This window comes from Streptomyces sp. NPDC088097 (assembly GCF_044741845.1).
In the GTDB taxonomy this organism is placed as follows: domain Bacteria; phylum Actinomycetota; class Actinomycetes; order Streptomycetales; family Streptomycetaceae; genus Streptomyces.
In genome coordinates this window covers 235,848-254,053 of record NZ_JBIUTJ010000003.1, presented here as the reverse complement: position 1 = coordinate 254,053, position 18,206 = coordinate 235,848, and the positions used below count along the sequence as shown (strand labels likewise).

Here is an 18,206-nt window from a genome sequence, read left to right as displayed (position 1 = left end):
TTCTGCGTCACAATCCGGGTCTCTCCGGCGGTCGACCTCGTATTGTCGCGTCTCACAGGAAAGGCACAGAACTGGGGCGCGAAAGGCTGGTGGCTGTGCGTGGCGGCGACGGGGCACGCTGACACCAACGTCGGACACGGCGAACTCATCGCCGCGCTCGACCGGGCGCTGACCACACACGGCCGCGCCGTCCTCACCGGACCCGCCGGCTCGGGCAAGACCGAGCTGGCCCGCGCCGTCGCCGACGCCGCCCACGGACGGGGCGAGACCGTCCTGCGGCTCACCCCCGAAGCCGCCGACCGGTCCATACCCGAGGCCTCGGCCGCCGCCCTGCTCGCCTCCGTCCCCGCGCACGTCCTCGACCGCCTCGCCGGCCCCCAACGCACCGCCATCGCCCTGCTGCGCCGCGAGGCCGACACCCCCCGCGCCGGCCGCGACCACGTCGCCCTGCGCCTGGCCCTCGTCGAAGTGCTGCGCATCCTCGCCGACCCCGGCCCCGTCCTGCTCGTCCTCGACAACGCCCAGTGGCTCGACGCCGAGAGCACCGACCTGTTCCGCTTCGCCCTGCGCCTGACCCCGCCCCGGGTCCGCGTCCTGGCCGCCGAATGCGTCCAGGGCGGCGCCCCCGTCGCCGAACCCCTCTGCGGCCCCGGCACCCCCGCCATCCGCGTCCCCCCGCTCGGCGCCGACGAAGTCGCCGAACTGCTCATGCGCCACGGCCTGCCCGCCCGCCTGGCCGGCCGCATCCGCCAGGCCAGCGGCGGCAACCCACGCCTCGCCCTCGCCCTCGGACACTCCCTCGCCGAAGCCGCCGGCCACCGCGACGGCGCCGCCCACCACGCCGACCCGCTCCCCGTCTCCGGCCCGGCCCGCGAGGTCGCCCGGCGGCTGCTCGCCGAGGTCCCCGACGGCACCCGCCGGACCCTGCTGCTCGCCGCCCTCGCCGCCCGCCCCACCACCGCCCTGCTCCGCCGCGCGGGCCGCCCCGACGCCGAAGCGGAACTCGCCCGCGCCGAAGGGGCCGCGCTGGTCACCGTAGGAGAGGACGGGGCCGTCACCTTCACCGCCGGAGCCCTCCCCACGGCCCTCGCCGCCGACGCCGGCTGGCCCGAGCGGGCCGCCGGACACGCCGCGCTCGCCGGCGCCGTCGACGACCCCGTCCAAGCCGTGCGCCACCGCGCCCTGGCCGTGGACGCCCCCGACGCGCCGCTCGCCGCCGAGATCACCGCGGCCGCCGACGCGTGCCGCCGCCGGGGCCGCCGCGACCTCGCCGCCGAACTCGGCCTCCTCGCCGCCGAACGCACCCCCGCCGGCCGGCCGCAGGAGCAGCTCGCCCGGCTCGTCGAAGCCGCCGAGGACGCGGGCTGGGCCGGCCGGGCCGACCTCGCCCGCCGCGCCACCCGCGCCGTCCTCGCCCGCGACGCCTCGCCCGCCCAACGGGTACGGGCCCGCCTCGCCGTCATCGACGCCGCAGGCCAGGCCCTCGCCGACCTCGACGAGACCTTCGCCCACGCCGTCGCCGACGCCGCCGAGGACCCCTCCCTACGGGCCGCCGTCCAACTCCGCATCGCCTGGAAGCACAACCTCAGCGACGGCGATCCCGTCCGCTCCCGCGACGCCGCCGCCGGGGCCGGAACCCTCGCCAAGGCCGGCGGGGACCAGGTCGCCGAGGCCATGGCCCTCACCGTCCGGGCCCGGATGGGCCGCATCCTCGCGGACCCCGACGCCGAGGAGATCCTCGCCGAAGCCCTCGCCCTGCCCGTCCCCGACGTACCCCTGGGCATGCGCAACGCCCCCCAGTACCTCGCCGTCCGACACGCCCTCTTCGACGACCGGCTCGCCGACGCCCGCGCCCGCCTCCTCACCCTGCTGCCCGCCGTCCAGCGCACCGGATCCGCCGAGGACGTCTTCGAGGTGCTGCGCAGCCTCACCGAGGTCGAACTGCGCCGGGGCCGCTGCGCCGCCGGCTCCGCGCACGCCCGCCGCGCCCTGGAACTCACCATCGAGGCGGGCCTGTCACCCGGCCCCGCCTGGTACGTCGCCGCCACCGCCGAGGCGGCCGGCGGCAGTTTCGCCCGCGCCGCCGGCTACGCCCGACGCGGCATCCAGGCCTCCGAGGAGGAACACGACCAGGTCTTCCTGTCCCGGGCCCTGTACGCGCTCGGCACCGTCCAACTGGCCACGGGCGAGGCCGCGAAGGCCGTCGCCACCCTCCGTCGGGTCGCCGCCCTGGAGGAGGCCCAGCAGGTGGTGGACCCCTCGATCCTGCGCTGGCACGGCGAACTCGCCGAGGCCCTGGTCGCCGCGGACGCCCCCGGCGAGGCCCTGGACCTCCTCGACTCCGTCACCCCCGTGGCCCGCGCCCTCGGGCGCACCGGTGTCCTCGCCGCCCTCGACCGGGCCCGCGCCCTCGCCCTCGCGGCGCGCGGCGGGGCCCAGGAGGCGGTCGCCCTGCTGGAGGACACCTCCGCCCGGTTCGCCGCCCTCGGCCTCCCCCTGGAACACGGCCGTACGCTCCTCGCGCTGGCCCGGGTGGAGCGCCGCCGCAGACGCCGGGCGCCCGCCCGGGCCGCGCTGGGGGCCGCCGCCGAGGTCTTCGGCCGGGCCGGTGCCGGCCCCTGGCGGGACCTGGCCCGCGACACCGCCCCCGAGAGCGCCGCCCCGCATCCCGGTCTGGCCGCGCTCACCGAGGCCGAGGCGCGCCTCGCCCTCCTCGTCGGCGGGGGCGCCAGCAACCAGGAGGCCGCCGCGAAGCTCTTCCTCAGCGTCAAGACGGTCGAGGCCCGCCTCACCCGGATCTACCAGAAACTCGACGTCCGCTCCCGCGCCCAACTGGCCACCGCCCTGCGCGGCCACTGACCTCCGGCCCCCGCCCCCGAGCCGGTCAGTGCGGGAGTTCGACCGTCAGGTGCGGGGCGAGCGCGCGCAGGAAGTCGGCCGCGTCGAACATCGCCCCGGCCGAGGCCACGCCCGTGGTCCGCGCCCGCCCCGTCAGGACCCGCCCGACGGCCTCCACCACCAGCGGGGCGGTGATCGCGTAGATGTCCCGGCCGCGGGCCGTGGCCCGGCGCTCCACCCCACCGGCGCGGACCCGGACGTCGACGACGAACGTCTGGTCGGAGCGCCCGAGTTCGTCGACCGCCTCCGGGGCCGGCGTGTCCGGGCCGGCCAGGTCCCCCGCGGCCTCGACCGTCATGTGGGTGCGGACCTCGGGCACCTCCAGGTGGCTGGGCACGGTGACGACGTCGGCCATGGTGAACTCGGAGACCACGGCGCGCCGGCCCAGCGGCTCCGGGAAGGTCCACGTCCCGCGCGTGACCTCGTCGTCGTGGTAGCGCAGCTCGCCCCCGGTGAACCTCACCCGCCGTCCCCCGCGCCGCTCGTGCGACACCTCGCCGGCGACCCGGGTCCCCGGCGTCGGGTGCCAGCCGCTCAACCCGTACGCGACCTCCACCTCGTCCACCGCGCTCCACCCGCCCATCGCCGCGGTCACCAGGAGGTCGCCCAGCCCACCGTAGAAGGCCATCGCCGGCACCACCGGCAGCTCCGCCTTCCGGGCCGCCTCCGCGTGGTCGGCGAACATCGCGGCGTTCGCCTCGATCTCCGCGGCGACGTCGAGGTACGGGATCCCCGCGCGCAGCGCCGCCTCGACCACCGGCCCCGCCGTCACCGCGAACGGTCCCGCGCAGTTGATCACGGCCGCCGCTCCGGCGAGGGCGCGGTCCAGCGAACCCGCGTCGTCCACGGCGGCCGGACGTACGACCACCTCCGGCCACTCGACCGCCATCGCCTCCAACCGTCCCGCGTTCCGCCCCGAGACGACGGCGCCGAAGCCGCGCCTGCGCAGTTCCGCGACGACGAAGCGCCCCGTGTGTCCCGTCGCCCCGTAAACCACCACTGTCGCCGTCGTACCCATCGTTCTCCCCGTCCCCGTCCCCGTCGTCGTCCTCGTTGCCGCTGTGGGTCAAGTCTCGGCGGCGGGGGCGCGCGACCGTGATGGTCCGGAACGACATCACCCGTACACTTTCGGACATGCCCACCGTCGCGCTCCCGGCCGTCGGCCACCTGCTGCACTTCGAGCTGGGTGTCGCCTACGAGATCTTCGGCAATCCGCCGCTCGAAGCCACCGGGGGCTGGTACGACGTACAGCTCTGCGGGCCGGGGCCGGTACGCGTCGGGCCGTTCACCATCGAGCCCGACCACGGTCTGGAGCGTCTGGTCGAGGCCGACACCGTGATCGTCCCCGCCTGTGCGGACGTGGACGATCCGCTGCCGCCCGAGCTGGTCGAAGCCGTCCGCGCGGCCCACGAGGCCGGGGCCCGCGTCGCCTCCCTGTGCACCGGGGCGTTCGTGCTCGGAGCCGCGGGCCTGCTCGACGGCCGCCGGGCCACCACCCACTGGGCCCACGCCGCCGAACTGGGCGCGCGCCATCCGCTGGCCGTGGTCGACGCGGACGTGCTCTACACGGACAACGGGAGCGTGCTCACGGCCGCGGGCAAGGCCGCCGCCGTGGACCTCTGCCTCCACCTGGTCCACCTCGACCACGGCGCCGCCATCGCCAACTCCGTCGCCCGCCGGCTCGTCATGCCGCCCCACCGCCCGGGCGGCCAGGCCCAGTTCGTCTCCACGCCGATGCACGTCAGGGGCGACCACGCACTCGCCCAGCTGCTCGCCTGGGTCCAGGAACGGCTGGACCGGCCGTTGACCGTGACCGACATGGCGCGCAAGGCCAACACGAGCCCGCGCCACCTCGGCCGGCAGTTCCGGTCGGTGACCGGGCAGACCCCGCTCCAGTGGCTCCTGACCCAGCGGGTGCGCCGCGCGCAGGAGCTGCTGGAGTCCACCGATCTGGGCGTCGAGGCGGTCGCCGTCGCCACCGGCATGGGTACCGCCACGACGCTCCGGCGCCAGTTCAAGCGGATCGTGGGCGTCCCGCCGGACACCTACCGCCGCTCCTTCCGCAGCGCGAACCCCGCCTGACCTCAGGTTTCCCTCTGTCGGTCCATGCCGTCGGGCGCGTCCTGTTTGACATGCAGGTATTTGCCTGCATGATGGAGAGGTGACAACCGAGGGCAGTGACAGCGGTGAGAGCACCGACGTGGACAAGGTCTTCAAGGCCCTGGCCGACCCGACCCGCCGGCTCCTCCTCGACCGGCTGCACCGTGACAACGGGCAGACGTTGGGGGAGCTCTGTGAGGGGGTCGCCATGTCCCGCCAGTCCGCGACCCAGCACCTGGGTCTGTTGGAGGCCGCGCAGCTGATCAGCACGGTCAGGCGGGGGCGCGAAAAGCTCCACTACCTCAATCCCGTACCGCTCCACGAGATCCAGGAGCGGTGGATCGACAAGTTCGAGCGACCCCGACTGAGGGCGCTCGGCGCACTGAAGAGAAGAGCCGAGGAAGCCATGAACGACAGGCCCGGATTCGTCTACACCACCTACATCGAGGCCACCCCCGAGGTGGTCTGGCAGGCCCTGACCGACGCCGACGCCACGGCCGCCTACTGGGGTCACGCCAACGTCTCCGACTGGCAGGCGGGATCCTCCTGGGAGCACCGCCGTCTCGACGGCTCCGGCACCGCCGACGTCGTCGGAACCGTGGTGGAGTCGCTCCCGCCGCGCCGGCTGGTCGTCACCTGGGCCGAGCCGGGCGTGGAAGACCCGGGCGGCCCCTCGCGGGTGACGTTCGACCTCGCGCCCCACGGCGGGAGCGTCCGGCTGACCGTCACCCACGAGAGCCTGCGCGACGAGACCGCCCTGCGTCAGATCACGGGCGGTTGGTCCATGGTCCTGTCGAACCTCAAGACGTACGTGGAGACCGGCAAGCCCATGGCCCTGGCCCCGTGGTCGGGCCGCGAGAAGTGACCCGCGCCCCGGTCAGCAGCTCAGGTTGTTGCCCGGGGTGACCCCCAGCAGCTGGGTGAAGGTCTGGTAGGAGTTCACCCGGCTCTGGACCTGCCCGGGGTTGCCGCCGTTGCACTCCAGGGAGCCGTTGATCGAGCGGATCGTCTCGCCGAAGCCCGCGCCGTTGACCATGGCGGCGTGGGCGGTCATCGTGCCCGGACCGTTCTGGGTGTTCCAGTACCAGAGCGCCGTCTTCATGGCGACCGCCGGGTCCTGCTCGACGAGGTACGGGTTGGCGAGGAGGTTGATGCCCAGGGCGTCGCCCGCCGCCTTGTAGTTGAAGTTCCAGCTCAGCTGGATGGGGCCGCGGCCGTAGTACGCGGCCTGGCCGGCGGGACAGCCGTAGGGCTGGGTGGCATCGCAGTAGTGCGGGTAGTTCGCGGTGTTCTGCTCAACTATGTACACCAGCCCGCCGGTCTCGTGGGAGACGTTCGCGAGGAAAGCCGCGGCCTCGCGACGCTTGGTGGTGTCATCGCCGGTCTGGGCGAAGGCCGGGTACGCGGACAGCGCCGCGACGAGCCCGTTGTAGGTGTAGAAGGGGTTCCGGTTCGGGAACATCTGGTTGAACTGGGCCTCGCTGACCACGAAGCCGGACGGGTTGCCCGTGCCCGGGTCGGTGCCGCCGCCGCTCCCGCAGGCGCCCTGGTCGGCCCAGACGCCCCACTGGCCGGTGGAGCCGGGCGTCTCGCCCTGGGTCCACCACTTCGCCGACCAGTTGTGGCCGCCGTACGAGGCGTTCGCGCCGCCCGTGTAGACGGCGCCGGAAGTCCAGGCGCTCGCGCAGGCGGGGGCCGCGGCGGCGGGGGAGGCGGGGAGGGCCACGGCGAGACCGAGGGTCACGGCGGCAGCGGCGGCGAGGGAGAGGGTCCGGCGGCGGAGTGCGCGTATCACGTAACTGCTCCTCATATGGGGGGAATTGTCGTGTGGGTGTGGGGACGACAACTACCGCCACTGAAGGCGACTGGTCTGGACCTGTCAAGGTCTAGACCAACACTCGGGGTACTTCGCGCGGCCGTACGGAGTGGACCGCTCCGCCCGCGGCGAGGTCGCGAACAGCGGAAAACGCCGAACCGGCGTGACGGTCGACACCGTCACGCCGGTCGGAATCCCGCTGAGGTCAGCTGCCCGCGGAGAGGTTGCCCGAGAGGACCGGGATGTTGTCCAGGATGTGCGAGGCCGTCTCGTCACCCTTGGCCTGGGTGGAGTTCTCGGCGCACTGCTGGTTCTGCGGGTTGGACGCGATCGGGATGTCCTGGACGCCGACGTTGACCAGGGCGAGGACCGACTGCACATTGGCCTTGGCCGGCAGGCCGATGCAGAGCTTGTTGACCGAGCCCTGGATGGCGCTGAGCTGCGGGCTCATCGCGCCGTCGGTCTCCTGGTTGCCGTAGATCTGCGCGGAACCGTTGCCGTTGACGGTGCTGACGCCGTTGTCGTTGCCGATGGCCATCGCCGGGGAGGCCGCGAGGGCTCCCGTACCCAGGATGGAGGCGGTGACCGCAGCGGTGGCCATGAACTTCTTGAGCATTGAGGATCCTTCTGTCGCATGAGCTGTCCCCGGCGGGACGTCCTGATCAACTGCTGCGAGAGCCAGGAGTTATCGCGGGTCACCCATGCGGCCCAATGATCCGGTCGGGCCGGCCGGCGGCGCGAAGGCCGCCGGCCGGTGGCCGACGGCCGTCAGCCGGTCTTGCGGCGGACCTTCTTGTTCTTGCCCCCCGGGCCGCTGCTGGAGCCCTGGACCTTGGCCCGGCTCTGGTGCGACTCCTGGGAATGGGCCTTCGCCGCGTTGCGGTCCAGCGCCTCGCGGAACTTGCGCTTGGCGGCCTCGGCCGGGGACTCGTCCTGCGCGGCGTCCGTCTGCGGGTCGTCCGTGTTTTCAGCCATGTGCCTGCCTCCTCGTGATAGTCACCCCAGTCTGTCAGGCGTGGGGACCGGAAACGATCGGGTTCCGCTGCCGGCGTGTGACTCCGCTTCCCCGCCGGCCCGCCCGACGGGTCCGCGGGCGGGCCCGGCCGGCGTCAGCCGCGCGGGGTCGTGGGCGCCTCGGCCCCGCCACCGGCCCGGACCGCCGCCAGGGCAGCGGTGTGCAGGGCGTGCGCGTCTCCGTGGGCCACCGGGCTGCCGGTGAGCCGGTACCACTCGTCGGCGTCGGTGTACTGGATCTCGAACCGGACCTCGCCGTCGGCCCCGGCCGTGGTCCGCAGGGTCAGCGGGCCGGTGATCACCCCGACCTCGTCCGTCATGGCCCCACCGGGACCGGCCAGCACCTCGTCCTGCCACGAGGAGGGCCGCTCGGGGTGCGGATCGCCGGGCGCGGTCATGAGGCGCAGGTGTCGAGCATGGCGGTGATCTTGGCCCTCTCGGGTTCGGTGACGGTCAGCCCGTAGTGCGATTTGACGGTGGTCCAAGCACGGCCGTACTGGCACCAGCTCGACTTGTCCGTCGGCTGCCACAGGTCGGGGCTCTGGTCGCCCTTGGAACGGTTGGAGGAGGCCGAGACCGCCAGCAACTGGGGCCGGGTCAGGTCGTTGGCGAAGGCCTTGCGCTTCGCGGCGTCCCAGCCGGCCGCGCCGGAGCGCCAGGCCTCGGCCAGCGGGACCATGTGGTCGATGTCCAGCTTGGCCGCGTCCGTGACGACCGCGCCGTCGTACAGGCTCTTCCACTTGCCCGACTGGGCGCGGCACTCGCCGTCCTGCGTGACGTCGGCGCCGTCGCGCTTGAGGACGACCTCGCGGGTGTCGCACTTGTTGCCCTGCTCGGCCCAGTGCGTGAACTTGTCGCGGCTGTAGCCGGCCATCGTGGCGGCCTTGCCGACCGTCAGCGCGGCCAGTTGGGTCCGTGCGACGGACACGCTGACCATGCCCGGCAGCACGTCCCCCGCCTGAGCGCCGCCGGCGCCGGGCTGGGACGCGGCGGAAGACGCCGCGTCGGTGGGGGACTTGCCCCCGGTCTTGCCGTCGCCCGGCCCGACCGGGCTCCCGCATCCGCTCAACCCGACCAGCAGCGCCACGGCCACCACCGCACCGAGCGCACCTGACTGACGACCCATGACCCCACCCCGAGAAGATTCCGCAGACTGTTCCGGGAAGCCTACCCATAACCGGACAACCAACCCTGAGGCCTCCCCGGGGGCTCGTCATCAGTCGTCGATGGCCTGGTAGAGGGTGGCCCAGAAGTCGTGGATGAGCCGTGGTGGATCCGGGGTGGACATCCCGACCTGGGTGAGCAGGACGCCCGTGAGGCCGTTGTCCGGATCGGCGTAGGCGCTGGTGCCGGTACCGCCGTCCCAGCCGAACTGGCCGACAGGTGCGTGGCCGTCGCGGCCGGTGCGCACCGCCATGCCGAAGCCCCAGCCGCCGTGCGGTCCCTGCCCGGCCGTCATGTGGGCCATGTTCCGGTACATGGCGTCCCGGGCGGTTCGTTGCCCGGTCGTGAGGCGGTTCGTGGTCATCAGCTCGACTGCGGCTCGGGTCGGCGGGCACGGGGAAGGCGGTGTCGCCCATCCCCAGCGGATCGAGGACGCGTTCGCGCAGGAACGTCTCCAACGGGCGGCCCGTGACCCGGGCGACGAGCACTCCGACCACCTCGTTGCCGAGGTCGTACTGCCACCGTTCGCCGGGCTGGTACGAGAGCGGAAGCTCGCCGAGGCGGCGCATCCACTCGTCCGGCTCGGGCGCCGGACCGGATGCCACGCTGTAGTCGGTCCGCTCGAAGGTCGCGGCCCTGATCGGGGACCATCAACTCGAAATCCACTCCGAGCCCGAACGTGGAGGTGAGCAGGTCCCGCACGGTGATCGGCCGCCGCGCCGGCACGGTGTCCTCCAGCGGGCCGTCGGGTCGGTTCAGCACCCGCCGGTCGGCCGGCTCGGGCAGCCAGGGATCCACCGGGTCGTCCAGGCGCAGCCGACACTCGTCCAGCAGGACCATCGCCCTCGGCGGCGGGGGTGGAAGGGGCGCGGGCTACCCTCGCTCGTGTGATCGTCCGGAACCCTGCCGCGACGGTGTGTTCGAGACGGCGGCGGCCCCGATCCGGCCCGCGACCAGGAGGTGTGCCGAGCCGATGGCAGACGGGCTCACGATCGGGCAGGCGGCGGTGTTCGTCGGCGTCACCATCAAGACCGTGCTGCACTACCACCGGCTCGGCCTGGTCGCCGAGCCGGGGCGTGACGCGTCCGGCTACCGGCGCTACCGGTCGGCCGACCTGCTCCGGCTCGTCCGGGCCCGGACCCTGGCCTCGGCCGGCGTGCCCCTGGCCGAGATAGGCGAGTTGCTCGACGCCGACCCCGCGCGGTTCGCCGCAGCCCTGGACGACGTGCACCGTCGGCTCACCGAACGGATCGAGGACCTGACCGCTCGCCGCGACACGCTGGACCGACTCACCAACGGCGACCGGGTCCTCCTGCCCGACCGGGCCTGCGCGCTGCTGGAGCGACTCGTCGATCTCGGCTTCGACCCCGACTACGTGGACACCCAACGGGAAGCCCTGGTGCCGGCCCAGGCGCTGATTCCGGAACTCTTCGACGGCTTCGTGACCCGGCTCCGACACGCGCTCGACGACCCCGAGTACGTCGCGCTGACCAAACGGGGCGCCGAGGCGGCGTCCTGGGAGCCCGACGACCCGCGGATCGAGGAGCTGGCCGCGCTGTTGACCGACAGGCTCCTGGCCGACCGCGCGCTCTTGACCATGCCCACCGGGTCCCGGCGCTCCGACACCGCCTCCCGGTACGGAGTGGTCAACCACCACCGCGAGGACGGGGCGCCGGCCATCGCCCGGCTGAACGCGCTGGTCGAGGCGAACCTGCGAGCGGCCGGCATCGACGTCCCGTACCAGTGACGGCGTTCCGGCCGGTGCCGGGCCGGTGTCCTTTCGCGAGGTCGGGTGAGCCGGCCGTCGACCGCGCGCGGTCAGGGGGACGCCCAGGGTGCGGGTGGGTGGTGGGGCGTCGGGGTGTTGAGGGCGCGCCAGCCTGCGGCGGCCGCCGCGGCCAGGGCCGCGGATACGGCCAGTGGCCAGCCTCCGGCCGGGGCGCCCCAGGCGGCCGCCGCCGCCCCGGCGAGCGGGACCGCCGCCACCGCGGCGGCGACCGGACCCCGCCCGGCCCTCGGGAGCGTCCTGTCCACCGGGGCGGGCGGCCGGTCGTGCTGGTGGCCCTCGTACGGCATCGGGTTCCCCTCGTTCTCGGCGCGCTTGCCTCCGGGGACGAGTCTGGTCAGGGCGGGGGCCCCCGCGTGAGGAATCCCGGCCGAAGGCCCGACCGGTGGGCGGGAACCGGCCAGGCGGCCCGGCCCGCCGCATCCGGCCCCGTTGGTACGGGTGCTCCCGGGCGCCGGACGGGGCGCCCCGATCGGGGCGGAGGGCCCGACCGGGGCGGTGAACCGTTTCGGCCCCGTTTGTACTTGGCCGGAAATGCGCGGGAGGCGTACGCGCCGTCGCGCGCGGGCGCCGACCGTCAGACCGACAGGCCCGTCAGGCCGTCAGCACCAGGACGCCGCCACCAGTGAGCGTTGCGCCGCCCCGAGGTGCGCGGCTGCGGCGAGCCAGGCCCACGCGTACCCGTCGGCCGTGGCGTCGACGAGGCGGCCGAAGACGTCCCGGGGCCGCCGGTCGGCCTCCAGTACCAGCGCCGAGGCCAGGTCGGCCGCCGCCGCGAACCCGGCCCGGCGCAGCGGTCCGTACGCGGCCGGGGCCTCCGGCCCCCGAGCCGATTCCGCCACCGCCCGGCGGCCGCCCGCGACCCCCGTCTCCAGCAGCCGCCGCACCCGCCACAGCGGGGACTCCGCGAGCGGATCCGGCCCCGGCGCGGGGTGCGCGGGGGCGCCGCCCGGGGCCGCCCCGCCGGGGAAGTGCTCGCCCTGGAGGCGGTCGTAGCCCAGGTCGGCCCGGCCCCGCCACTCGGGCGGCAGCCGCAGCGTGTACGCCGCCCCCGGCACCGGGCCCACCGCGAGGGGGCTCAACGTGGCCGCCCGGTCCGGGTCCGGGCGGCCGAGCACCCGTACGGCCAGACCCGGATGCCCGGCCAGGCGGCGCAGGTTGGCGGTGTGCGCCAGCTCCGGGTGGGGGTGCGCCGCGCGCAGCCGCAGCAACGGGGCGTGCGCCGGTACGCCGGCGTCCCGCGAAAGCTCCCGCACCAAGAGGTGCTCCCCGGCCGCGCCGACCACCTCCACGTCACACCCCAGCAGGCCCGGCTCGGCGTCCGGGGCGAGCAGCGCCGACACGGCCTCCGCCGCCGGGCGGGCGAACAGCGCCGCCAAGGGCTGCTCGTCCCAACCCGCCCCGGGGGTCGCGGTGGCCCGCACCCCCCGACCGGCGCCGAGGCGCCCGCCGGCGGAGACGGTCGCGCCGACGACGCGCAGACCGGCGCGGGACAGCCCCGCGTGGTCGAGGACGCCGCCGCCGAGGGCGACCGACGCGGCCCCGGCCCCCCGTGCCCGCGCGAGCCCGCCCGGCCGGACGTCGGAGAGGGAGTACGCGAAGCCGTCCGCGCCGAGCAGGTGGGTGACCACGCCCCCGTACCCCGTCGCCGTCAGCACCGGCTCCCGGCACAGGCCGTGGACCAGGAGGCTGCCTTGGGCCGCGTACGCGCGGCGCGAGGTTCCGGCCGCCGCCGCGCCCCCCGTTCCCGCCGCCAACAGCGCGGCCGTGCGCAGCAGTTCGGTGAAGGCGGCGGTCAGGTCGGCGAGCCGGTGCCCGGCGCCCCGCTCCCGGGCGCCGCGCAGCCCGCGGACCACCCGCAGGGCCGCGGCCTCGGCGCGGGGGGCCCCGGCGAGGCGCGCGGTGTGGGCGGCCCGCAGCAGCTCGGCCTGGACCACCGCGCCGCCCGCGACCACCCCGGCGGCGAGCGCTTCGGCCCCGGCCCCCCACAGGGCGACCCCGGCCCGCGCCTGGGCGGGGGTGGCCGGCTCCGGCCCGGCCGGACCGGAGCCCCCCGCGCCGGCGCGGGCCGGGGCCGCCCCGGGGGAGGCGCCGGGCGCGGGGTCCGGGGCCGCGTCGGGACTCGCGCCCGGCGCCCGGTCCGCCGCGTCGGGACTCGGGTCCGGCCCGGGGTCCGCCGCGTCGGGCGTAGCCTCCGGCCCCCGGTCCGCCGGGTCGGCGAGCGGGCACGCCCCCAGGGCGGCGGCCCGGTGTAGGCAGCGCGGGGCCAACAGGCAGCCGCACAATGCCTCTTCGGCCCGCTCCACCACGCCCGAGGGGCCCGGCCGCAGGGTCACCGCGGCGTCCTCCCCGAACCGTACGCTCACGCTCCCGTCGGCCCCGGCGACCGCGTTCGCCCCGCAGGCCGAGGTGGCGGCGTCGAGCTTCTTGAGCAGCCGGGCGCTCAGGCTCCCGACCGCCTCGGCGAGGACCTCCGGGGCGACCGGCGGCAGCGCCCCGGAACCGGTGGCGCTGGTGCTCGTAGGGCTCATCGGGGTTCTCCACGGAGTCGGTCGCCCACCCAGCGGGCGAGGGCGAGGGGGCTGAGGGCGGCCACCGGCATCCCCGCCGCGACGAGTTGCCGGGCCACCGGCACCGAGTAGCGCGGGGCGCCCGCGTCGTCCAGCGCGGCGCAGCCCAACAGGTGGGCGCCGGACGAGGCCAGGGCGCGCACCTCGGAGAGCAGCCCGCCGACCGGCGCGCCCTCCTCGAAGTCGCTGACCACGACCACCAGGGTCCGGCTCGGCACGGTGATCAGGGTCCGGGCGTGGGCGAGGCCGGCCGCGATGTGCGTACCGCCGCCGACCCGCACCCCGAGGAGCAGCGAGAGCGGGTCGTCCACCCGGTCGGTGAGGTCGACGACCTGGGTGGAGAAGGCCAGGAAGTGCGTGGACAGGGTCGGAACCCCGCCCAGCACGGCCGCCGTCAGCGCCGACCAGATGACGGAGGCCTCCATCGAGCCGGAGACGTCGACCACGAGGATCAGCCGCCAGTCCGCCTCGCGGGAGGCGCGGGTGGCGAACACCGGCCGCTCCGGGACCACGACCACCCGGCCGTCGGGCAGCCTGCGGGTGTGCGCGAGGTTCGCGCGCAGGGTGCGGGCCAGGTCGAGCGGGCCGCCCGGACGGTGGGTCGGGCGCGGGGTGGCCAGGCCCGAGAGGGCCGGCCGCAGCCGGGTGGCGAGTTCCTTGGCCAGCTCGTCGACCAGCCGGCGCACGAGGGGCCGCAGCCGGGCGAGTTGCTGCTCGGGCATGCCGCCGGCCAGCGCGAGCACCGAGCCCAGCAGCTCGACGGAGGGGCGCACGGACGCCGGGTCCAGTTGGGCCAGGACGTCGGCGCGGCCCGCGCCCGCGGCGTCGGCCAGCACCTCCTCCCGTACGTCGGCGCCGAACAGGGCCTCCAGCTCGGCGGCCCATTCCCGGGCCGTGGGGAAGGAGGGCCCGTCGCCGCCGCCCGTCCCGCTCGCGCCGCCCCGGTCGAGGTCGCCGGAGCCCTCGCCCCGGCCCGCGCCGTACAGCTCGTCGAGGGCGCGGGCGTAGGCGCGCGCCCCCGCCGGGAGCCGGTCGCGCTCGCGGCCCAGGAGCAGTCGCCACCGGTCGGCGGGCGAGAGCCGGGGCGCGTCGGGAGCGCCCGTCGCGTCGGGTCCGGCGTGTGCCGTGTGTGCCGCGGGCGCGGCGGGCGCTTCGGGCCGGCTCCGGTCGGGGGCCTCGTCGGCCGGCTCGGCGTGAGGGGGCCCGCCGGCCTCGGACGCGCCCGTCGGCGCCTGCGTACGGTCGGGCGGCGTCAGTTCCTTCAGGGCGGCCAGCCCGGCGGCGTCCGCCGCCGCCCACAGGGCGAGCAGGGCGGGGGAGGCGTCCAGCGACAGGTCGACCCGGTCGCCGAGCCGCTCGGTCACGACCGCCAGCAGCCGGTCCCGCGCCGCCGGGGAGAGCGTGTCGAAGCCGCCGCGCAGCGCGGGCAGCCGCTCCAGGAACGCCGCGTCGGGCAGCTCGTCCACCCGGTCCATCAGCGGGGCAAGGGCCTGCGGGGAGGCGCCCAACAGGGGTCCGGCGGCGCTGAGCAGCCCCGTGAGCCGGCGGGCCAGGGCGCGCCGGGTGTCGGGGGCGGTGGCGCCGTCCACCCAGGCGGCGGCGCGCGCCCCGAGGGCGGCGGCGGGATCCAGGTCCAGCAGCACCCGTACGGCGAGACTCGCGCCCCGCATCAACGGGCTCCCATGTGACGCCAGTTCGGCCAGGGCGGTGTCCATCCGCAGCCCCAGCCGGCGGGTGGCGGCCCGGTCGGCGAGGGCCACCAGGGCGCCGGCGTCGGCGGGGTCGTCGCTCCCGGTGAGCCCGGGCAGGACCCGTACGGCGGTGTCCAGCAGCTCTCCGACGAGGGCGCCGGCCGCGGCCCGCGCATCCTCCCCGGCGCCGGGCAGGTGCCCGCGCCGCAGCGCGTCCAGCAGGTCGACGGCGTCGAGGAGTTCCGCCAGCCCAGCGGTCCGCGGAAGGACGGCCGCCGCCTCCTCCAGTCGTACGTCGACCAGTTCGGGCAGGTCGCAGCGCGCGGCGGCGGCCAAGCCGGCCAGCACCTGCGGCGCCGTCGGGCCGCCTTCGACCGCCTCCCGGCGCGCCACCTCGCGCAGCGTCCCGGCGGCCGCCTGGGCGGCGCTCACGCCGCGGACCCCCGCCAGGTCGAGGCGGGCCGGGACCGAAGGGGTCCACGACAGGCGCCACTTGCTGCCCAGGGCGGTGCCGTCGCCGGTGGCGGCGGTGTCGAGGGGCTCCCCGTAGGACGCTCCGCAGACCAGCAGCCGCCGCAACAGCACCTCGCGGCGGCCGTCCAGCGGGGAACGCAGCGGGTCGAGGCGCATCTCCCGGGACTCCGGGGCCTCGGGCGAGGGCAGTCGCAGCGCCACCAGCTCGGCCTCCACGGAGGGGCCGAGCCCGGAACGCGGGGCATGCGGGGTGGTCCGGCCGCGACCGGTGCCGACGAAGACGACCTCCAACGCCCGGGCCAAAGCCCGTCCCCGGCCCAGGGGTTCGCCCTGACCCAGCACCGTCGTGACGGCCTCCAGGATCTCGCCCCGACCGGGGGCGGGCAGCCCGCGCAGCGCCGCCAGGTCGCAGGCGAGCCGCAGGGTCTCGGCGGCCTCCCCGGTGCCGGCGGTGTGCCCGGCCCGGCGCAGCTCACGGCAGACCCCGGTGACGGCGACCGACGCCGCCTCCCGCAGCCGTACGGGGTCCCCGGCGGCGGTGTGCACGGCCTGCTGCCAGAGCGGGTCCCGGATGCCGGCGGGGTAGCCGGAGCGGGAGTCGAGCAGGTCGAAGGAGTACGCCACGAACGAGGTGACCACCTCCGCCCCGTCACCCTGACCGGCGCCGTTTCCTTCCCCCGACCCGTCGCGGGCCCGCGACCCTTCGGGGGCGCAGTCCGCTGCGCCCGGGGCGGTCTCACCGTCGAAGGGCGCGAGCAGCGCCGGGGCGTGGAAGGCCCCGATCAGCGCGGCCACCCGGCGGCCCCCGGCCGAGGCGTCGGCGATCACCCGCCGCATGTGGGCCTCGCGCGCCAGGTCCGTCGCCGGCACGGCCCCCGCGTCGGCGCGCAGCGCCCAGCCGACGCCGAGGGCGGCGCGGCGTACGGATTCGGGCGCGCACCCGGGGGCCAAGACCTCCACGGCCCGGTCCCAGAGGTCGTCGCCCTCGCGCCCGGTGCCGGAGGCGGCGAGCGCCTCCGCGTAGGCGTGCGGCGGCCCCGCACTCCCCGTGGCCCCGGCCTCCGTCCGGGGTTCCGGGACGGGCGGGGTCGGTGGGGGCGTCGGCGTGGGCGTCGGCCGGGACTCCGGCAGGGGCTCCGACTGGGACCAGGCCGGGTCGCGGAGGGGGAGGTCGCAGCAGACGACCTCCACGCCGCGTTCCCGCGCCCAGCGGATCGCCGCCAGTTCGGGGGAGAAGTCCGCGAACGGGTAGAAGGCGAGGCGCCCCTCCCCGCCCAGGCCCGCCAAGGCGACCGGGGCCACGGTCTCGGGGTCGGCCAGGTGTGCCAGCCACGGTTGGAAGTCGACCGGCAGCTCCACGCAGACCACCTGGGGGTCCGCCGCGTCCAGCAGCGCCGGCACCATCGCGGCCAGCGCGGGACTGTGGTGACGTACGCCGAGCAGGTAGGGCTCGCGCGAGGCGGCCAGCGCCTCCACGGCCGCCCGGGGCCCGACGGGTGCGGTGAGCGTCAACGCAGGCTCCCGCGCAGGTCCCAGAGGCGGCGCCACATCGCCGAGCCGTCCTCGGCCCGACGGCGGACCGGGCCGTCCCAGTACCCCAGCAGCCGCCCGTGGTCGGCCGGATCGTCCTTGCGCACCACGCCCAGGAGGTGCCCCGGAAGCAGGTCCAGGACGTCACCGCCGGGCAGGTACGCGGCCGCGACCCCGAGGGAGGCCGCCACCTGCACCGCCTCTGCGGTGGACATGACCGTACCGGGCCGCTCCACGTCCCAGCCCTCGGCGGAGCGCCCCGAGCGCAGGTCCCGGAAGACGGTGACGAGCGCGTCGAGCACCGCGTCGTCGACGCCGAAGGCGGCCCCGGCGCGCTGGACGGCGGCCACGGCCTGCCGTCGGATCAAGGTGGCCTCGGCGTCGGCGTCGGCGATCGGCGCGACCGTCTCGAAGTTGAAGCGGCGCTTGAGCGCGGCGGACATCTCCGAGACGCCCCGGTCGCGCAGGTTGGCGGTGGCGATGACGGTGAACCCGGGGGCCGCCGAGACGAGACCGTCCTCGGTGGAGGTCAGTTCGGGCACCATGACCCGCCGGTCGGACAGGATCGACACCAGCGCGTCCTGCACCTCGGGCAGGCAGCGGGTGATCTCCTCGACCCGCGCCACCCGGCCGGTGCGCATCGCGGAGAGGACGGGGGAGTCCACCAGCGCCTGCGGGGTGGGGCCCTGGGCGAGGAGCAGCGCGTAGTTCCATCCGTACCGGAACGCGTCCTCGGTGGTGCCCGCCGTGCCCTGCACGGTCAGCGCGCTGGTGCCGGACACGGCGGCGGCCAGCAGCTCGGACAGCATCGACTTGGCGGTTCCGGGCTCCCCGGTCAGCAGCAGCCCGCGCTCGCCGGCCAGGGTGACCACGCACCGCTCCACGAGGGCGCGTTCGCCGACGAACTTCGGGGCGATCACCAGCTTGGTCGGCAGCCCCGCCCGCCGCTTCGGGAGGGCCAGTTCGGCGCCCTCGCTACCGCACACGAAGGTGACGACCGCGCGCGGGGTCAGCGCCCAACCGGGCGGCCGTGGCCCGGTGTCGTGGGCGGCGAGGAAGGCGAGTTCGGCGGCGTGCCGTTCCTCGGCCGGCGTGACCTGTCGTGCGGGGGCGGGCTGTTCGGTGAGGGTCATCCTCGGGTCCTCGGATCCTTGTCGGTAGGG

The 18,206-nt window shown here is 76.0% G+C and carries 15 protein-coding genes and 2 pseudogenes; 4 read left to right on the top strand and 13 right to left on the bottom strand.

Going from position 1 to position 18,206, the window contains the following annotated elements; translation table 11 throughout:
* The first annotated feature begins 99 nt into the window (after positions 1-99).
* Positions 100-2,859 (top strand): AAA family ATPase, encoded by a 2,760-nt coding sequence (locus ACIOD1_RS11145; RefSeq protein ID WP_401901619.1) that lies wholly within the window; start codon positions 100-102, stop codon positions 2,857-2,859.
* Positions 2,860-2,884: 25 nt separating this feature from the next.
* On the opposite strand, the gene ACIOD1_RS11140 is transcribed toward ACIOD1_RS11145, so the two are convergent.
* Positions 2,885-3,916, bottom strand: coding sequence for a saccharopine dehydrogenase family protein (locus ACIOD1_RS11140; RefSeq protein ID WP_401901617.1), 1,032 nt, complete (start codon positions 3,914-3,916; stop codon positions 2,885-2,887).
* A gap of 116 nt (positions 3,917-4,032) precedes the next feature.
* Here ACIOD1_RS11140 and ACIOD1_RS11135 point away from each other — a divergent pair, with 116 nt between their 5' ends.
* Positions 4,033-4,980 carry a helix-turn-helix domain-containing protein gene (locus tag ACIOD1_RS11135; RefSeq protein WP_401901615.1) on the top strand — a complete coding sequence of 316 codons (948 nt, stop codon included), beginning with the start codon at positions 4,033-4,035 and terminating at the stop codon, positions 4,978-4,980.
* 118 nt (positions 4,981-5,098) lie between these two features.
* On the top strand, positions 5,099-5,863 hold the full coding sequence (locus ACIOD1_RS11130; protein WP_365613374.1) for a metalloregulator ArsR/SmtB family transcription factor: 765 nt from the start codon (positions 5,099-5,101) through the stop codon (positions 5,861-5,863).
* Positions 5,864-5,875: 12 nt separating this feature from the next.
* On the opposite strand, the gene ACIOD1_RS11125 is transcribed toward ACIOD1_RS11130, so the two are convergent.
* From ACIOD1_RS11125 to ACIOD1_RS11090, 8 genes and pseudogenes are all read right to left on the bottom strand, one after another.
* A complete protein-coding gene (locus ACIOD1_RS11125; protein WP_401901613.1) occupies positions 5,876-6,808 on the bottom strand; it encodes a glycoside hydrolase family 19 protein in 933 nt (310 codons plus the stop codon).
* Positions 6,809-7,019: 211 nt separating this feature from the next.
* Positions 7,020-7,430: a rodlin gene (locus tag ACIOD1_RS11120; protein WP_365612266.1), complete on the bottom strand. Its 411-nt coding sequence runs from the start codon at positions 7,428-7,430 to the stop codon at positions 7,020-7,022.
* Positions 7,431-7,582: 152 nt separating this feature from the next.
* The gene (locus tag ACIOD1_RS11115) at positions 7,583-7,789 is read right to left on the bottom strand and encodes a DUF5302 domain-containing protein (protein ID WP_365612269.1); all 207 of its coding nucleotides are present in this window, start codon (positions 7,787-7,789) and stop codon (positions 7,583-7,585) included.
* Positions 7,790-7,923: 134 nt separating this feature from the next.
* Positions 7,924-8,226 carry a hypothetical protein gene (locus ACIOD1_RS11110; protein ID WP_365613438.1) on the bottom strand — a complete coding sequence of 101 codons (303 nt, stop codon included), beginning with the start codon at positions 8,224-8,226 and terminating at the stop codon, positions 7,924-7,926.
* Positions 8,223-8,954, bottom strand: coding sequence for a DUF1524 domain-containing protein (locus ACIOD1_RS11105; protein ID WP_401901610.1), 732 nt, complete (start codon positions 8,952-8,954; stop codon positions 8,223-8,225). The genes ACIOD1_RS11110 and ACIOD1_RS11105 overlap by 4 nt, the downstream gene beginning before the upstream one ends.
* Positions 8,955-9,044: 90 nt before the next feature.
* Entirely contained in the window at positions 9,045-9,356 is a 312-nt protein-coding gene (locus ACIOD1_RS11100; RefSeq protein ID WP_401901608.1) for a serine hydrolase, read from the bottom strand.
* Positions 9,313-9,561, bottom strand: a pseudogene (locus ACIOD1_RS11095) (serine hydrolase); the annotation flags it as partial. The pseudogene ACIOD1_RS11095 and the gene ACIOD1_RS11100, both read right to left, overlap by 44 nt.
* Before the next feature lie 124 nt (positions 9,562-9,685).
* Positions 9,686-9,832, bottom strand: a pseudogene (locus ACIOD1_RS11090) (serine hydrolase); the annotation flags it as partial.
* 133 nt (positions 9,833-9,965) lie between these two features.
* Here ACIOD1_RS11090 and ACIOD1_RS11085 point away from each other — a divergent pair.
* Complete coding sequence (locus ACIOD1_RS11085) at positions 9,966-10,739, top strand: MerR family transcriptional regulator (RefSeq protein WP_401901606.1); 774 nt, start codon at positions 9,966-9,968, stop codon at positions 10,737-10,739.
* Between the two features lie 71 nt (positions 10,740-10,810).
* Here the strand turns inward: ACIOD1_RS11085 and ACIOD1_RS11080 are convergent, their stop codons facing one another.
* The 4 genes from ACIOD1_RS11080 to ACIOD1_RS11065 all read right to left on the bottom strand — a co-directional run bounded on the left by ACIOD1_RS11080 (position 10,811) and on the right by ACIOD1_RS11065 (position 18,176).
* Entirely contained in the window at positions 10,811-11,068 is a 258-nt protein-coding gene (locus tag ACIOD1_RS11080) for a hypothetical protein (protein ID WP_401901604.1), read from the bottom strand.
* A gap of 312 nt (positions 11,069-11,380) precedes the next feature.
* Positions 11,381-13,309 (bottom strand): hypothetical protein, encoded by a 1,929-nt coding sequence (locus ACIOD1_RS11075; RefSeq protein WP_401901602.1) that lies wholly within the window; start codon positions 13,307-13,309, stop codon positions 11,381-11,383.
* Positions 13,306-17,025 carry a DUF5682 family protein gene (locus tag ACIOD1_RS11070; protein ID WP_401901600.1) on the bottom strand — a complete coding sequence of 1,240 codons (3,720 nt, stop codon included), beginning with the start codon at positions 17,023-17,025 and terminating at the stop codon, positions 13,306-13,308. Before ACIOD1_RS11070 ends, ACIOD1_RS11075 begins: the two co-directional genes overlap by 4 nt.
* The gene (locus ACIOD1_RS11065) at positions 17,022-18,176 is read right to left on the bottom strand and encodes an AAA family ATPase (protein WP_401901598.1); all 1,155 of its coding nucleotides are present in this window, start codon (positions 18,174-18,176) and stop codon (positions 17,022-17,024) included. The genes ACIOD1_RS11070 and ACIOD1_RS11065 overlap by 4 nt, the downstream gene beginning before the upstream one ends.
* Positions 18,177-18,206 lie beyond the last annotated feature (30 nt).

Bases quoted from the DNA above. Each gene is read 5' to 3' on its own strand.
- ACIOD1_RS11140 (WP_401901617.1), bottom strand. From the start codon at position 3,916: ATGGGTACGACGGCGACAGTGGTGGTTTACGGGGCGACGGGACACACG.
- ACIOD1_RS11135 (WP_401901615.1), top strand. From the start codon at position 4,033: ATGCCCACCGTCGCGCTCCCGGCCGTCGGCCACCTGCTGCACTTCGAG.
- ACIOD1_RS11125 (WP_401901613.1), bottom strand. From the start codon at position 6,808: ATGAGGAGCAGTTACGTGATACGCGCACTCCGCCGCCGGACCCTCTCC.
- ACIOD1_RS11120 (WP_365612266.1), bottom strand. From the start codon at position 7,430: ATGCTCAAGAAGTTCATGGCCACCGCTGCGGTCACCGCCTCCATCCTG.
- ACIOD1_RS11115 (WP_365612269.1), bottom strand. From the start codon at position 7,789: ATGGCTGAAAACACGGACGACCCGCAGACGGACGCCGCGCAGGACGAG.
- ACIOD1_RS11110 (WP_365613438.1), bottom strand. From the start codon at position 8,226: ATGACCGCGCCCGGCGATCCGCACCCCGAGCGGCCCTCCTCGTGGCAG.
- ACIOD1_RS11105 (WP_401901610.1), bottom strand. From the start codon at position 8,954: ATGGGTCGTCAGTCAGGTGCGCTCGGTGCGGTGGTGGCCGTGGCGCTG.
- ACIOD1_RS11100 (WP_401901608.1), bottom strand. From the start codon at position 9,356: ATGACCACGAACCGCCTCACGACCGGGCAACGAACCGCCCGGGACGCC.
- ACIOD1_RS11085 (WP_401901606.1), top strand. From the start codon at position 9,966: ATGGCAGACGGGCTCACGATCGGGCAGGCGGCGGTGTTCGTCGGCGTC.
- ACIOD1_RS11080 (WP_401901604.1), bottom strand. From the start codon at position 11,068: ATGCCGTACGAGGGCCACCAGCACGACCGGCCGCCCGCCCCGGTGGAC.
- ACIOD1_RS11075 (WP_401901602.1), bottom strand. From the start codon at position 13,309: ATGAGCCCTACGAGCACCAGCGCCACCGGTTCCGGGGCGCTGCCGCCG.
- ACIOD1_RS11065 (WP_401901598.1), bottom strand. From the start codon at position 18,176: ATGACCCTCACCGAACAGCCCGCCCCCGCACGACAGGTCACGCCGGCC.